Below are 15,749 nucleotides of genomic sequence, written 5' to 3' on the forward strand. Positions count from 1 at the left end.
ACCAGGACGTTGAACCGGGTTCCAAGTTGATGGGTTACCGTTACCGTAGTAGAACATGTTCAAGTCAGGATCGTATGAATACCAACCCCAAGTCGTACCACCACCAATTTTCCATTGGTCACCTTGCCAAGTTTTCAAAGATGAATCTTTGCCCACTGGTTTCAGCATAGAAGTGGTTTTTTCTGGGTCAACTAACATTTCATCATCAGGACCGGTGCTGTACGCTTTGTATTTCACGTTACCATCTAAGTCATACGCTTGAACGTAACCACGTACACCAAACTCACCACCTGAGATACCGACGATGATTTTATCTTTAAATACGTGAGCCGCTGCTGTGCTGGTAGCACCACGTTTTGGATCATCACGTTTGTCAGACCATGCAACACTACCATCAGCTGCATTCAGAGCAACCAGAGTTGTATCCGCTTGATTCAGGAAGATTTTTCCGTCTGCATAGCTTAAACCACGGTTAACTGTGTCACAGCACATAACAGGTACTGTTTCGTCGTAGTTTTGTTTTGGCTCATATTTCCATTTGATAGCGCCGTCGTTGTTTAAATCCAACGCGTAAACGATGTTTGGAAATGGTGTGTGAACGTACATAGTGCCGTCGATAACTAAAGCATTACCTTCGTGACCACGTAAAACACCCGTTGAGAAAGACCATGCCATGTTTAAATCTTTAACATTGTCTTTGTTGATTTGAGTTAATTCAGAGTAACGTTGGTTGTTGTAGTTACCTGCTGGCATTACCCAGTTGTTTTCGTTTTGTTGCATTTGCAATAGCTCATCAGCAGCAGCCAGACCTGGTACAGCTAATGTCATCATTGCGATTGATAAAGTTTTCAGCTTCATAAAGTTTTCCTCTTTATTGCTTTCTAGTTATATACGACACGAAAGTTGTTCAGTGTTGAACCTCATGCGTAGGGCAACAATAATCTCGAAGAAAACGTTAGTCAAGCATATTTCCCATCTTTTTTATGATAATTTACTTATAACTTTCGGGAATTTTTTCCCGAAAGCATAAGTAAATGAAATTCCTATCTTTTTTCCTTTTGCCTGATCATGAGTCCTGATTATTGATCCAGTCGATAGCGAACTCAATTGAAGCCAATGTGCGCTCACGACCAAGCAATTCCAGTGTCACATCCAAGGAAGGAGACACAGTATTCCCTGTGATTGCCACCCTGATAGGCTGAGCAACTTTCCCCATACCGACTTCATGCATGTCTGCACAGGCTTTTATTTCTGTATGAATCGGCTCAGCCAACCATTCTGATAAAGCTGATAATCGTGATTGCATATTTTGAAGCAGAGGCAAACTAGCCTGATTCAAGTTTTTCTTAGCTGCTTTTTCGTCAAAACTGGTGACTTTGTTATAAAAGAATAGGCTGCTTTCTGCCATTTCAACCAGCGTTTTTGCTCTTTCCTGATAAAGCACGGCAATTTTTTCAAGACTAGGGCCGACAGAAATATCAACGTCATGCTGCTGCATATGCCAGGCAAGGTGATCAGCAATATGAGTTGGAGTGCTATTTTTGATGTATTGCTGATTTAACCACAATAATTTCTCTGTATTAAAACTTGACGCTGCCTTGTTGACATCTTCAATGTCAAAAAGCTCAATCATTTCTTGTATTGAAAAGATTTCCTGATCGCCGTGTGACCATCCCAGTCTGACGAGATAGTTTAGTAAGGCCTCGGGGAGATACCCTTGATCACGATAACTCATCACACCAACAGCACCGTGTCGTTTTGAGAGTCTGGCCCCATCATCACCAAGAATCATCGGCACGTGAGCAAACTTAGGCGGCTCAGCCCCCAGTGCTTTGAAGATATTGATCTGTCTGGGTGAGTTATTGAGATGATCATCACCACGGATAACATGAGTCATCTGCATATCCATATCATCGACAACAACCGTAAGATTATAGGTCGGTGTGCCATCGGGACGGGCAATAATCAAATCATCTAATTCAGCGTTTTTAAACTCAACATTGCCACGAATCATATCTCTGACGATGACACTACCAGTCGTGGGATTCTTAAAGCGGATAACCGGTTCAATACCGGGTTTAGGCTCAGTTAATTCCCTGCAACGGCCATCATAACGAGGCTTTTCTTTGTTGGCGCGTTGCTGCTCACGCATCTCTTCCAGCTCATCTTTCGAGCAATAGCAGTGATAAGCATCACCCTGATCCAGGAGTTGCTGAATGATTTCTTTATAACGGTCAAAGCGCTGCGTTTGATAAAACGGCCCTTCATCATAATCGAGCCCTAGCCATGACATCCCATCAAGAATGGCTTGCACAGATTCAGCCGTAGAACGTTCAAGATCCGTATCTTCTATGCGAAGTACAAATCGACCACCGTGTTTACGGGCATAAAGCCAAGAAAACAGAGCTGTTCTCGCCCCACCAACGTGTAAATAACCTGTTGGACTTGGAGCAAAACGGGTACGTATAGTCATGTTAGAAACTCTCAACTAGGTAGGTTCAATAAAGGCAGTATTGTAACAGTTGAACATCGAGATATCGCGGTTCAGACATTCCTAATCTAAATCTAATTTAATTGCTTACATGCCGATTTTATTTGCACATTAGGAAAGCCCAGTCTGATCGGCGAAGGAAATATCCTTTTTATACAAACTTTTAATAATGATTAGCCGCTGCCAAACCAGGAACTTTTCCCATACAATACATTTCAAAAAAAATAGAATAACAACAACTTCTTATTGGGGAGAGAGAAATGTTTAGTCGATTATCAACGATCACTTTTGCAGGATTAGTACTCATTCTAAGTAGTCACTCCATCTGGGCGGCCACACCAGAAGAGCCGGTATGGCCAACGCTGAAACAAACTTACTTCGGTGACAGGACAATACAGGATGAGGCGGAAGATATATTAAGCTTGGAAGCACCAAAGCGTGCTGAAGATGCAGCCATTGTGCCCATCACCATAAAATCGTTAAAACCGCAATCGCAGGATAACTATATTGAGAACATCTATATCTTTATAGATAACAATCCAATGCCTTATTCTGCAAAATTCCATCTTTCACCTGAGCTAGGTAATGTTGATTTATCCACACGCATGCGAGTCGATCAATATACCTATGTTCGAGCTGTCGCTGAAATGAACGATGGCAGTTTATACATGGTGTCACGTTTTGTTAAAGCTTCCGGTGGTTGCAGCGCACCCGCTGGCAAGGATGCCGCCGCCGCATTAGCTCGGTTAGGTAAAATGCAGTTGCGAATGCGTCAACCGAGCGTCGGTGAGCCCGTTCAGGCTCAGATGATCGTTAGCCACCCTAACTACAATGGGCTGCAATTTGATCAAAAAGCACGTAAATATATTCCGGCTCACTACATCGATAAAATGAATATCAGCTATAACGGACAAGCACTGATTACGGTGGATGCCGGTATTTCGATGAGTGAAGATCCAAGCATTCGTTTTACATTCACTCCTCAAGAGCATGGTAAGCTAGAAGCAAAAGTACATGACACAAAATCTCAAGAATTTAAAATAGAAAAAGAGATCTGATTTTTAATGTTTGAAACAAAAAAGGCCGCTTGAGCGGCCTTTTTTTAACTAAATAATAGTCATCTTAGTTATGGATGCGACATTCTTTATAAGCAGCTTGATTCACTTCTTCGAACAGTTTTAAGCCCTTTTGAACACCTTTATCATCTCTGAATTCAGCACCTTTATCTGCAGGCATGTTTTTGTACATAAAGCCAGTACTGATATCTTCGAATTCCTTTTCAGTAAAAGCTTCCGCTAACTTATCTACAACACATGAACATTTATGAACTCCCTCATAAACATTCATTTTTGAATTCGCATCCATACAATCCATGACGAAATGCACACGGGTAACCGTAGAAAAATCATTGGACATTGCCATTGTTGGCAATAAAGCCAAACCAGTAGCAAACAATGCAGCAGCTCCAGCAATCTTCATTCATTCTCTCCTATATTTTATTATTCATTTGTTCGGATGAGTTAAGACTCAACCTTCAAACCTTTAGTTCCACTTATCCTGATTTTGATACAGAATTGAATAGACATACTACATGAATTCTTCATAATCTTCTGCCATCACGGCGCGGTAAAAAAACGCTTTATTTTCACACAAGACCAACATCAGGTAGAATTTCAACCTCACTAAGACACTAATAAACACAGGCGGGAGATAGCCAAATGAAAAAATTGTTATTGCACTTGGATACAGATCCAGTTGCCAGCACCTTCGACCAAGCAGTGGCTTATGATGCTGGTGTCGATAACATCATTGCTCATGGCGGCGCCACACGTGACAATGTCACACCACATGTTCACGGAATGATTTTTACCCGTGGTGGAAAAAACCTGAAAAATAGCGCTATTTTCATCGGTGGCTCAAATGTGCCTGCCAGTGATCTTGTCGGTAAAGCTGTAAAAAAAGCATTTTTCGGTCCTGTCAGCGTATCGGTAATGCTCGATCCAAATGGCTCGAATACAACAGCTGCAGCCATCGCTCGTAAAGTGCTTACTGATTACGATGTCAAAGATAAAAATGTCGTCATTCTTGGCTCCGGTCCTGTAGGCCAGCGCACGGCTTTGTACATGCTCAGAGAAGGCGCAAAAAAAGTGACGCTGACTTGTCGTAGCATGGAGAGAAGTAAAGCCACGGTCAAAGAAATGAAAGAGCACTACGGTGTCGATGTCATGCCAGGCGAAACACGAAGTGATGAAGCTGTTAAACAAATCGTATCTGATGCGCATGTGGTGATTGCCGCTGGTCCAGCTGGTGTTTGTGTTGTACCGGAAATGGCACTGGCCAATAACACATCAATTGAAGTAGTTGCTGATGTTAACGCTGTCCCACCTCTAGGTGTTGCAGGCATGGAAGTCATGGATAACGGTGTCGAGAAAAATGGCATGCGTTACTACGGTGCAATAGCTATTGGTAACTTCAAAATGAAAGTTCATCGTGGTGCTATCGCCTCGCTCTTTGAAAGCAATGATGCCTTTCTAGATGAAACCACAATTTACGATATAGCCTGCAAGATTGATAACGAACAGTGAAACAAAAAACTGCTGAAGCGGAGAGCCTAACGGCAATGCCAACTGTCACCGTTCAGGCTCCAGCCAGGCTTCATCTTGGATTTCTTGATTTAAATGCTGACATTGGTCGCAAGTTCGGTAGTATCGGACTTGCTATCAACAGCCACCACACAATCATTAATATATCTCCCGCTGAAAACTTCAATATTCAAGGCGCATATGTCACTGACAATATGCGATTGAAGATAAATCAAATATGTACGCTGTTTTATGAAAAGCTCGGGCAACATTTACCCCAAGCCAACCGTAGCGTCGCTATTTCTGTTAATTCAGCTATCCCAGAACATTCAGGGCTAGGCTCGGGAACACAACTCACTCTTACTCTCGGCGTCGCACTTGCGAAGTTTCATGGTTTATCCATTGATACGCCATTGCTTGCCAAAGAGTTGGGGCGTGGCAAACGTTCAGGAATTGGTATTGCTACTTTTGATCATGGCGGATTTGTGATTGATGGTGGCCTTAAGCCTCAGCAAACTGTCCCACCTGTTCTTGCTCAGCTTAACTTTCCTGAGAAATGGAAAATCGTGTTAGTAATGGATCCAAATCATCAAGGTATTCATGGCAGCGCTGAATTGCAGGCATTTAAACAACTGCCCGTGTTTCCTCAGGAAAATGCTCGCATCATCAGTCATATGACGCTGATGCAGCTATTACCTGCGCTCATTGAACAATCCTGTGATGAATTTGGTAAAGCCGTAACAGATATTCAAGCGTTAATTGGCGATCATTTTGCCCAAGCACAAGGAGGCCGATACACCAGTAAACGTGTCGAAGCCTGTCTATTGCAGGCCCAAAAATGGGGGCATACAGGCATTGCTCAGAGCTCTTGGGGGCCGACAGGATGTATATTCGTCGAAAGTGATGCTCAGGCAGAGCAGCTGATCAAACAGCTTGAGACATTTGCTAAAACGACTTTTTCTGAGGATGAGGCACCTGTTTTTATTCAAACATCTGCAGATAATCATGGTGCAGTTGTTGAATCCTCTATGTAACTGTGGCTATTATCATATTCCAGCCGTAATTTGATTATTATAAGGATTAATTATGTCCAAACGTTCGATTATTCACATGCTTAACCCAATGAAGCACAACAGTCCCTTTGACATTAACATGGCACTAGATGCGGGTTACGATGTATTGATTCCATATTCACATGTTGAGTTAAACGAAGTTGCAGGTCTAACTCAGGATGCTATTTTTTCACGTGGTCCCTCAGGTGTGAAAAAAACCGGCATGTTCATCGGTGGACGTGATATCGGATTGGCGATGGACATGTTGGAATCAGCTAAAAAATCCATGGTTCCTCCTTTTGAAATTTCAGTTTTTGCTGATCCAAGTGGTGCTTTCACTACAGCTGCAGCGTTGGTGGCTTGTGTCGAGCGTGAACTGAAAAATAAATTTAAACAAGAATTAAAAGGCGCTAAAGCCGTTGTCTTCGGTGGAACCGGACCAGTGGGTATTGCTACAGCAGTTATTGCTGCCCTTCAGGGTGCAGAAACGGCCATTGTTGATCACTTCTCTATTGATACTGCACTAGAGTTTGCTGCAGAAGCCAAAAAACGCTATGACGTTGATTTACGAGGCACGACAGCGGCTTCAGATGCTGATAAAGCCCGTTTATTGTACGACGCAGACATCGTTTTCTGTGCAGCTAAAGCAGGGGTCCAGGTACTGAATGCATCTGTTTTACGTGATGCGACTAAACTCAAAGTGGCTGGCGATGTTAATGCCGTGTCACCACTGGGTATCGAAGGCGTTAAATTGATGGACTTTGGCGCACCGTTGACACATGCCACTAATTCACCTGATGCCGTTGGTATTGGTGCATTAGCTATTGGTGATGTTAAATACAAATTACAGCAAGCACTGTTAAGAGAGACATTAGAGTCAGAAAAACCTGTTTATCTTGATTTCCGTAATGCCTTCGATGGTGCGCGTAAATTAGTCTAATCTCATACAACGATGGATGAAGAGCGGTTACCACTTCTCATTTTTGGTCAAACAGCTCGCTTTATTGCACAGTCAGCGGCTCAGCTTGGATACACAACCTGGGTCGTTGACTGTTTTGCAGATAGAGATACACAAAAAGTTGCTGATCGATGTATCCGTATCCCTCCCCTAGAACTGCTTTCCATAGAATCCATACTCACATCTTTTGAACTAATTACCCAACAACAGCGCTGCCTGCTGATTTTTTCTACTGGCATTGAACGCTTCTATGAACTCTTAAACTGCTTGCCCACACATATCCAAATTCTTGGTAATGATTTTCAAGTATTAGATAAATTAAGATCACCACAACGCTTTTTCCCTCTACTTCAACAACTTGACATTCCTTTTCCAGAAACCCATTGGGTTCAGGCTTTTGATAAAAAGAAAAAACGTTGGATAACAAAAGATCTGATGGGCAGCGGTGGTACACATATTCAACAGCCGAGTATATCTAACTACGTTGATCGCCATCTCATTTTTCAGGAATATATCAATGGTCGGTCAGGCTCAGTCAGTTTTCTTGCTGACGGTGAGTCTGTGTTCATCTTTGGGTTTAACGAACAGATACACACAGAAACATTTCAGCTACAGCAAATCATTAATCACTTTGATATCAGCCAGTCTTCTAAAGCAACTCTTGCTAAGGCACTAGAAAAGCTTGTAACAGCAATCACTTTTCGCGGTTATGGCAGTCTCGACTTTATGATTGACGAGTTAGCTAATATTTATATCCTTGAGCTGAATCCAAGACTTTCCGCTTCAGCGGAGCTTTACGCCAATAATACGGATATGTTGCGTTGGCATATTCAGGCTTGTATTGGGAAACTACCTGCTGAAATCCAACAGCAAAATAGTGAAATGACGAACGTTACCAGTCTCTCATACCTTTTTGCAGATAAAGCATTATTCGTAAAGAGCAAGGCAACGTGGCCTGTTGAGACTCGGGATATTCCCCACGCCAGACAGAAGATTCAGCCTGGCGAGCCTGTGTGCACAGTACTTGTTGAAGCTCAATCACATCTGGATTGCGATAATAAACGTCATCAAGTGGAAACTGAGATAAGGAAAAATTGTCTTTTTTCTGCTTGAAAATAGCAGTGTCTCAACCCATATTAACGATGACTTATTAAGACAGGATCACATGCATGAAACGCATACTACTTTTTCTTGGTACAAATATCGCTGTACTCGCCGTTCTCAGCATTACAATGCGACTGCTTGGCATAGATAGCCTTTTAGACGAACAAGGCGTCGGTCTGGATATGAATGCCTTGATTATTTATGCCGCCGTAATCGGCTTCAGTGGCTCGATCATCTCCCTGCTTATTTCAAAATGGACGGCAAAACATCTGACAGGGGCTCAGGTCATTGAACAACCTAAAAATGAGACTGAACGATGGTTGCTAAGTACCGTTACCCGCCTGGCGCAACAAGCTAATATTGGTATGCCTGATGTGGCTATTTATAACTCACCACAACCGAACGCGTTTGCCACTGGTGCCAATAAAAATAATGCACTAGTGGCTGTCAGCACGGGTTTGATGCAGTCCATGACTCAAGATGAAGTGGAAGCCGTTCTCGCCCATGAGGTCAGCCATATAGCCAATGGGGATATGGTGACTATGGCTTTAATACAGGGTGTAGTGAACACGTTTGTCATTGTTCTATCACGTGTGATTGGACATCTCGTTGATCGTACAGTCTTTAAAGTAGAACGAGGTCATGGCCCGGCATTCTGGATTACTTCCATCATCGCAGAACTGGTACTGGGTATTCTGGCTAGCATTATCGTGATGTGGTTTAGTCGTCAACGTGAGTTTCGTGCCGACGCCGGTGCTGCCAGTTTAGTTGGAGCACCAAAAATGGTTGCTGCATTGCAACGCTTAGCTGGCACATCCACCGAAGCGTTACCGGATCAACTTCATGCTATGGGTATTTCTGGTGGCAAAGGTGGTGGTCTTTCAGCGTTATTTATGACGCACCCACCATTGGAAGAGAGAATTAACGCTTTACGCGGAAATAGATAAAAATAAAGCCGGGCTTCTGACCCGGCTTTTTTTACTAAAGCTCACAGCTCGTCATCTTCAAAGTTGTAATTCATTTCAGGTGATGGCTCGTGGATATAATAACCTTGGGCATAATCTACACCTAAGCGCCACAACAGCGCTAAGCTATTCGCATCTGATACAAACTCCGCGATAGAACGCTTGCCCGCTTCTTTTGTCATTTCAATGATGGCTTTGACAGCTGCCTGATTTTCAACATCATGTGCCATATTTTCAACAAATGTACCGTTGATTTTTAGATAATCCACATTAAATGCTTTCAGACTATTTGAGAAATCTATACCCGATCCAAAGTGCTCTAAACCAAATTCACAGCCCAAGCCTTGTAAACGTTCGATCACGTGCCTGACTTGCTCAACATTATCAATCGCCATTGTCTCACTGACTTCAAAAATAAGGGCGTGTGCATTCAGCTGTTGTGCTGAAAGTGAAGCGGATAACCAATCTACAAACGCTTCTTCATGAAGACTTTGCTCTGATAATTTGATGAAGAAACGTGTTTTAGGATAACGTTGACGATGAATGGTTAATGCTTTTAAAGCACTACGAATCACCCACTTATCTATCTCTGTCATCATTTTTAACTGAACAGCATGTTGGATAAAGCTATCCGCTGCAATCAGTTCGCCATTTACCTCAAGGCGCAATAATACTTCGTAAAATTCCTGCTCTTCACCATGCAAACTGACAATCGGTTGATAAAATAAAGTGAAGTTATCGTCCTGCAACGCTTTTTGTAGCTGCTGACGCCAGCTTTCGCTGGACTGCTGTCCAGTTTGATTTGTTTGAGCACGGAACCGTATGACCTGGTTTCCACCCGCATGCTGAGCTTTCATCGCCGCTCTATCTGCATTTTCTAACACAGCTTCAGCGGTCAACTGACTTTCATTAACGCGAGCGATACCCACACTGCAGCGTAAATCTATCGTTTTACCTGCAACATGTGACACGTAGTCATCAATGGTTCTTCGGAAAGACTCTGCGCGCTCATCAACATACGTATCGTCATGATTCGGTACGATTATGGTAAAGACCTGATCACCGTAATGGCCGATAACTTCCTGTTCAGCCAAGTTATCGTGCAATAAATCAGACACACTCTTCAAAATAACTTCGCTGGTAGCCAGTCCCACTTTTTCTTTTATCGAAAAGAAATCATCCAGTACCAAATAGAGTAGTTGCGCATCGCCCTCACCCTCAGCAGCACGGTGCACAGTTTTTTCCAACTCAGTAATAAAACGACTACGGTTATATAAGCCGGTAAGTTGGTCATGATCATCCAGTACTGGGATAACAGCCTTAGGTTGTTGATTGATTACCGTATCGTCTCTGAGCACAACCTGAGTGCAATCTTCCCCTTCAACACGAGCGTGACTAAATTGAATTTCTGCCTTGAAGGTTATGCCTTCTGCTGTTAATCCATTGCCAGTCATCGTCACTGGGGGAGCATCCGTTTGCTCAGTAAACTGTCTGAATACCGCCTTAAATTTAGGATGGTCATCTGCACTGAATAAATCGAGAATCGGCAGCCCAGCAATATCTTCCGCCTCTTCATAACCAAACAAATTCAGGTAAGCCTGGTTTACATAGATATGCATCCCTTCATGCATATAAGCAACAGCATCTCTTGAACTATCAAGCAGTGTTTTAGAGCGTTTCTCACTCTCCCTGAGTGCTCGCTCATTACGTCGGGCTAAACGTCTGATAAATAGATTATCCAGCTCGCGATTAATCACAAACTGTAATCGTGGTTTATCTTCAAACAAGACAACATCTTTTACGATGCTCGAAAAGTATTCCGTTTCATGTGATTTATCATCAGCAATGATGATGCAGGGCAGGTCTTTATCTAGATGCTGTATCAGGTTCAAAATATCCATCGGCTGAATATCAGCGATATTTTCTCGACATAAAATTAATTCCCAATTCTGGGCTGATAACAGCTTTTCAATTGCTGCAGGCTTATCTTCCCTTGTTGCTCTGACCGCATGTCCAGCACTACGGAGCACGTTGACGATAGCATCTGCATCGGTCAAAGAACTATCGATAATCAGTACTCGTAAAATGCCTTCTGCTCTCGCCACGGTCGTTACCTTATTGTTCTTTCTTTTTGTCCAGAAGCATCGGTTTCTTACCTTCCAACTTGGTTTGTTGTATTTCCATCCACTCGAACAACTGCTGATTTAATTCAGCTGCAGATAGGCTATCGGTAGCTATCTTCTGACCTATAGTCATTTTTATTACACCAGGGTATTTCAAAAAACCATGTTTGGGCCATGATTTACCGGCATCATGACAGACAGGAATAACCGGATATCCGGTTTCTTTTGCCAGTCTGGCGCCACCAATTCCAAATCGACCAATATAGCCTTTTGCTATTCTGGTACCTTCCGGAAAAATCACCACCCAGGCACCCGATGTTAAACGATCTAAGCCTTGCTCTATCACTTGATTCAGGGCTTTCCGGCCTGCTTTACGGTCTATTGCAATAGGGTTTAGAGATGCTAATCCCCAACCAAAAAACGGAATCCAGAATAATTCACGCTTTAACACCCAGACCTGAGGCGGAAAGACAGCCTGTAATGCCAGGGTTTCCCATGAAGATTGATGTTTACATATGATTACGGCAGGTTCATCACCGATATGCTGACGACCCTCAACTTCGAGCTTTACCTGACAAATTTTATCTAATAGCCAGATATTGGATTTCGCCCACTGGCTGACGACGGCATAACGCCATTTAAATGGTAAAGGCCATAGCAGAACGCCTAAACAGGAAAATAATACTGCCGTCACCGCATGCAAAATAAAGAAAATAGTGGATCGAATATAGATCATTGTAATTTGCGTTCTAATAGGGCTGTAGCGACACTCGCCAGATCATCATAAACCTCTACACCGTCTGGAATGCCTGCAGCCAGAGTCTTCTCACCTTTACCTGTTCTAACCAATATAGGCCGGGCCTGAGATAACATCGCCGCCTGAATATCACGAAGAGAATCACCCACAGCAGGTACATTGTCCAGATTCACACGTAAACGATGGGCTAGATCCACGAAAGAGCCATTCTTTGGCTTGCGACACTGACAATCATCTTCCGGACCATGAGGGCAAAACATGATCGCCTCAATTTTGCCACCAACCTGAGCCAGCATACGACGCATTTTGCTGTGAATACGGTTTAAGGTTTCTACATCAAACAAACCACGCGCGATACCAGATTGATTGGTAATCACTACCACCCGGTATCCCGCATAATTTAATCGAGCAATCGCTTCGAGGCTGCCGTCAATCGGCTCCCACTCTGCCGGATTTTTAATGAAATCATCCGAATCATGATTGATGACGCCATCTCGGTCCAGAATAATCAGCGACATAATTGCTCCTGTTACTCCTGCAAGCAGGAAATATCGGCAACCCCTAAAAATAAGGCTCGGGTTTGATTGAGTAAGGCTAATCGATTGTTTCTCACTGCCTCATCATCAGACATTACCATGACTTGCTCAAAAAAAGCATCGATGGTTTCACGCATGCCGGCAAGATAATTCAAAATGCCCGCATAATCTGATGCAGCATAGAGAGGCATCAAGGCTTGTTGTGCCGCCACAACCTGTTCAGCCAGCGCTTTTTCAGCTGGTTCAACTAACAGGCCAGGCTCAACAACCAGGCCTTCTTGCTCAGCCTCATTTTTACGCAAAATATTACCAATACGCTTATTACCGGCTGCCAGCGACTCTGCTTGCTCCAATTTTCTAAACTCGGCTACAGCATTCAGTCTTTGCATGAAATCAAGCGGTTGCGTTGGTGATACTGCCAGCACTGACTCGTACTCATCCGCTTTAGCCCCTTGGTCGATAACATAACCACGCAGACGATCGTAAAAATACTGCATCACCTGAGTTGTCACATCATCTTCAGTCAGAATATCAACAAAGTTGTTGACCGCTTCAGAGATAAGCTCGAACAGATCAAGAGACAGTTGACGCTCAATAATAATACGCAGCACACCTAATGCCGCACGTCGTAAGGCAAACGGGTCTTTAACACCAGAAGGCGGCTGGCCAATACCAAACAGACCAACAATCGTATCCAGTTTTTCGGCTAAACTGACGGCGATACCAGTTGCTGTTTGCGGCAGCTCATCACCGGCAAACCGTGGACGATATTGCTCATCCAGTGCTTCCGCGACATCAGCAGGCTCACCATCCAATTGAGCATAATAACGGCCCATGATGCCCTGTAACTCAGGAAACTCACCGACCATTTCCGTAACAAGATCACATTTTGCTAATAATGCTGCACGTTCAGCTAACTTAGCTTCACTTCCCATCTGTTGTGCAATGCTGGCGGCTAAGGCTGCAACACGCTGAGATTTGTCATAAACCGTGCCTAACTTATTCTGGAACACAATGGTTTTTAACTGTTCTTGGCGAGCAGCCAAAGGTGACTTGCGATCCGTTTCCCAGAAAAAGGCCGCATCACTCAGTCGTGGCAGAATCACACGTTCATTACCGGCAATCACTTGTGCCGGATCCTGACTAGCGATATTACAGATAGTGATGAAATGCGGCAGTAAATCCCCATTCTTTGCTCGTACCGCGAAATATTTCTGATGACCTTCCATTGATGAAATCAACGCTTCAGGAGGTAATTCTAGAAAACGCTGATCAAAGTTACCTGCTAGGGCCACGGGCCACTCCACTAAGCCAGTCACTTCCTCAAGTAACTCAGGATTAATCACGGCATCACCACCGAGGCTGGCTGCCAGTTCATTTACCTGCCCATGAATCGCCTGTTTTCTGGCTTCGTAATCCACCATCACATGGCCTTCTGTTTCCAGTTGTGGTGCATAAGTCATCGGTGTGCTGATACGGATAGGCTGAGGATGGTGGAAACGATGACCAACCGTAAAACGGTCTGCGCTCACGCCGAGTAATTCGACAGGAACAATGTCATCCCCCAGTAACACAACCAACCAGTGAACAGGACGAACAAACTCACCCGGCAAGTCGCCCCAGCGCATACGCTTGGGAATGGGTAAAGCATTTAACGATTGCTGAATGATGTCTGGCAATAAAGTGGCGGTTTCAGCCCCTTTTTGCTGTTGTCTGAAGATTAACCATGCGCCTTTTTCTGTCTGCATCGTTTCCAAATCATCAACATCCACGCCACAAGAACGAGCGAAGCCTTGTAAGGCTTTGGTCGGATTACCATCTTCATCAAATGCGGCGGTTACGGCCGGGCCACGTCGTTCTACAGTGAGATCATCTTGTTGCGTTTGTAACTTCGAAATCACTAAAGCCAAACGTCTTGGTGTAGCGTAAGCACGAATTGCATCAAAGCTTAGCTCAGCATTTTTTAGGCCTTGTTCAACCCCTTGGTGAAATGCCTGACTCAATTTCAACAAAGCCTTCGGCGGTAATTCTTCTGTGCCTACCTCAATAAGCAAATCCTGTGTCTGACTCATGCCTGTGCCTCCTTATTTTCAGACTGAACCATTGGAAAACCTAATGATTCACGTCTGTCGTAATAGGCCTGAGCAACGGCTCTGGCTAAGGTACGTACACGGAGGATAAATCGCTGTCTTTCTGTCACGGAAATGGCTTTTCTTGCATCGAGTAAGTTAAACGTATGTGACGCTTTCAACACCAGCTCATAGGCAGGTAGCGGTAAACCTGCTTCTATCATGCGTTGACTTTCACGTTCACAGGTATCAAATGTGGTGAATAAACTGTCCACATCGGCATGTTCGAAGTTGTAAGTCGACATTTCGACTTCGTTTTGGTGGAACACGTCACCATAAGTGACTTTACCCATAGGACCATCTGCCCAGATTAAGTCATAGACACTGCTCACACCTTGCAGGTACATTGCTATACGTTCCAGACCGTAGGTAATTTCACCGGTGACGGGTCGACATTCGAGTCCACCCACCTGTTGGAAATAGGTGAACTGTGTGACTTCCATACCGTTCAACCATACTTCCCAACCAAGCCCCCATGCACCGAGGGTCGGTGATTCCCAGTTATCTTCGACAAAACGCACATCATGAATAGCAGTATCCAGCCCCAGCATTTCCAGAGAGCCTAAATAGAGTTCCTGAATGTTGATAGGTGACGGTTTTAAAACGACCTGAAACTGGTAATAGTGTTGGAGACGATTTGGGTTTTCGCCATAGCGACCATCGGTCGGACGACGTGAAGGCTGAACATAAGCAGCACTCCATGGTTCAGGGCCAATCGCGCGCAAAAATGTCGCTGGATGGAATGTCCCTGCACCGACTTCCATATCGTAAGGTTGGAGAAGCACACAGCCCTGCTCAGCCCAGTACTGTTGCAGCCTGAGGATCAGTTCCTGAAAGGTTCTTGGCGTTTCCGCCTTCATCACCGCTGTCTTAGTCATTAGCTCGATTTCACAATCCAAAGTCAAAACATACGGGATTATAGCGAATACAGAGCTGACTGTAGAGGTCGACAGCAGATAAATCTGATACGAGAAAGCCTAAGCACACATTTTCCTCGCCACTCCATTGTCACCATTCAGGTACAATTCACCACCTGAGTCAGGCAATCATGA

Annotated in this window: 14 protein-coding genes; 6 read left to right on the top strand and 8 right to left on the bottom strand. The window is 44.0% G+C overall.

From position 1 onward, the window contains the following. Window positions 1–858, bottom strand: an 858-nt coding sequence (locus tag B3014_RS04605) for a PQQ-binding-like beta-propeller repeat protein (protein ID WP_289286916.1), incomplete at its 3' end; no start/stop codon positions are given. Window positions 859–1,066: 208 nt separating this feature from the next. Further along, window positions 1,067–2,473: a glutamate--tRNA ligase gene (gltX, locus tag B3014_RS04610; RefSeq protein WP_289243765.1), complete on the bottom strand. Its 1,407-nt coding sequence runs from the start codon at window positions 2,471–2,473 to the stop codon at window positions 1,067–1,069. A 278-nt stretch (window positions 2,474–2,751) separates the two neighbouring features. On the opposite strand from gltX, the gene B3014_RS04615 reads away from it, so the two are divergent. After that, window positions 2,752–3,549 (top strand): quinoprotein dehydrogenase-associated SoxYZ-like carrier, encoded by a 798-nt coding sequence (locus B3014_RS04615; protein WP_289243764.1) that lies wholly within the window; start codon window positions 2,752–2,754, stop codon window positions 3,547–3,549. Between the two features lie 64 nt (window positions 3,550–3,613). Here the strand turns inward: B3014_RS04615 and B3014_RS04620 are convergent, their stop codons facing one another. Next, the gene (locus B3014_RS04620; protein ID WP_286305715.1) at window positions 3,614–3,970 is read right to left on the bottom strand and encodes a hypothetical protein; all 357 of its coding nucleotides are present in this window, start codon (window positions 3,968–3,970) and stop codon (window positions 3,614–3,616) included. Window positions 3,971–4,209: 239 nt separating this feature from the next. Between B3014_RS04620 and B3014_RS04625 the strand changes: the two genes are divergently transcribed. The 5 genes from B3014_RS04625 to htpX are packed head-to-tail and all read left to right on the top strand — an operon-like array spanning window position 4,210 to window position 9,134. Further along, window positions 4,210–5,076 (top strand): NAD(P)-dependent methylenetetrahydromethanopterin dehydrogenase, encoded by an 867-nt coding sequence (locus B3014_RS04625; RefSeq protein ID WP_286305716.1) that lies wholly within the window; start codon window positions 4,210–4,212, stop codon window positions 5,074–5,076. After that, on the top strand, window positions 5,073–6,107 hold the full coding sequence (locus B3014_RS04630; protein ID WP_286305717.1) for a beta-ribofuranosylaminobenzene 5'-phosphate synthase family protein: 1,035 nt from the start codon (window positions 5,073–5,075) through the stop codon (window positions 6,105–6,107). The genes B3014_RS04625 and B3014_RS04630 overlap by 4 nt, the downstream gene beginning before the upstream one ends. A gap of 52 nt (window positions 6,108–6,159) precedes the next feature. Then, window positions 6,160–7,065, top strand: a complete 906-nt coding sequence (locus B3014_RS04635) for an NAD(P)-dependent methylenetetrahydromethanopterin dehydrogenase (protein ID WP_289243763.1) — start codon at window positions 6,160–6,162, stop codon at window positions 7,063–7,065. A gap of 12 nt (window positions 7,066–7,077) precedes the next feature. Beyond that, window positions 7,078–8,196 carry an ATP-grasp domain-containing protein gene (locus B3014_RS04640; RefSeq protein WP_286305718.1) on the top strand — a complete coding sequence of 373 codons (1,119 nt, stop codon included), beginning with the start codon at window positions 7,078–7,080 and terminating at the stop codon, window positions 8,194–8,196. Between the two features lie 56 nt (window positions 8,197–8,252). Next, a complete protein-coding gene (gene htpX, locus B3014_RS04645; protein ID WP_286305719.1) occupies window positions 8,253–9,134 on the top strand; it encodes a protease HtpX in 882 nt (293 codons plus the stop codon). Between the two features lie 41 nt (window positions 9,135–9,175). On the opposite strand, the gene B3014_RS04650 is transcribed toward htpX, so the two are convergent. Genes B3014_RS04650 through glyQ form a run of 5 tightly spaced genes read right to left on the bottom strand, consistent with a single transcriptional unit; the run spans window position 9,176 to window position 15,575 of the window. Beyond that, on the bottom strand, window positions 9,176–11,257 hold the full coding sequence (locus B3014_RS04650; RefSeq protein ID WP_289243762.1) for an EAL domain-containing response regulator: 2,082 nt from the start codon (window positions 11,255–11,257) through the stop codon (window positions 9,176–9,178). Between the two features lie 10 nt (window positions 11,258–11,267). Continuing rightward, window positions 11,268–12,011 carry a lysophospholipid acyltransferase family protein gene (locus B3014_RS04655; RefSeq protein ID WP_289243761.1) on the bottom strand — a complete coding sequence of 248 codons (744 nt, stop codon included), beginning with the start codon at window positions 12,009–12,011 and terminating at the stop codon, window positions 11,268–11,270. Continuing rightward, window positions 12,008–12,550 (bottom strand): D-glycero-beta-D-manno-heptose 1,7-bisphosphate 7-phosphatase, encoded by a 543-nt coding sequence (gene gmhB / locus B3014_RS04660; protein ID WP_286305722.1) that lies wholly within the window; start codon window positions 12,548–12,550, stop codon window positions 12,008–12,010. Before gmhB ends, B3014_RS04655 begins: the two co-directional genes overlap by 4 nt. A gap of 11 nt (window positions 12,551–12,561) precedes the next feature. Further along, window positions 12,562–14,640 carry a glycine--tRNA ligase subunit beta gene (gene glyS / locus B3014_RS04665; RefSeq protein ID WP_289243760.1) on the bottom strand — a complete coding sequence of 693 codons (2,079 nt, stop codon included), beginning with the start codon at window positions 14,638–14,640 and terminating at the stop codon, window positions 12,562–12,564. After that, complete coding sequence (glyQ, locus tag B3014_RS04670; RefSeq protein ID WP_286305724.1) at window positions 14,637–15,575, bottom strand: glycine--tRNA ligase subunit alpha; 939 nt, start codon at window positions 15,573–15,575, stop codon at window positions 14,637–14,639. Before glyQ ends, glyS begins: the two co-directional genes overlap by 4 nt. Window positions 15,576–15,749: the final 174 nt, after the last annotated feature.

It is taken from the genome of Methylophaga sp. UBA678, from assembly GCF_002299105.1.
GTDB classification, from domain to species: domain Bacteria; phylum Pseudomonadota; class Gammaproteobacteria; order Nitrosococcales; family Methylophagaceae; genus Methylophaga; species Methylophaga marina.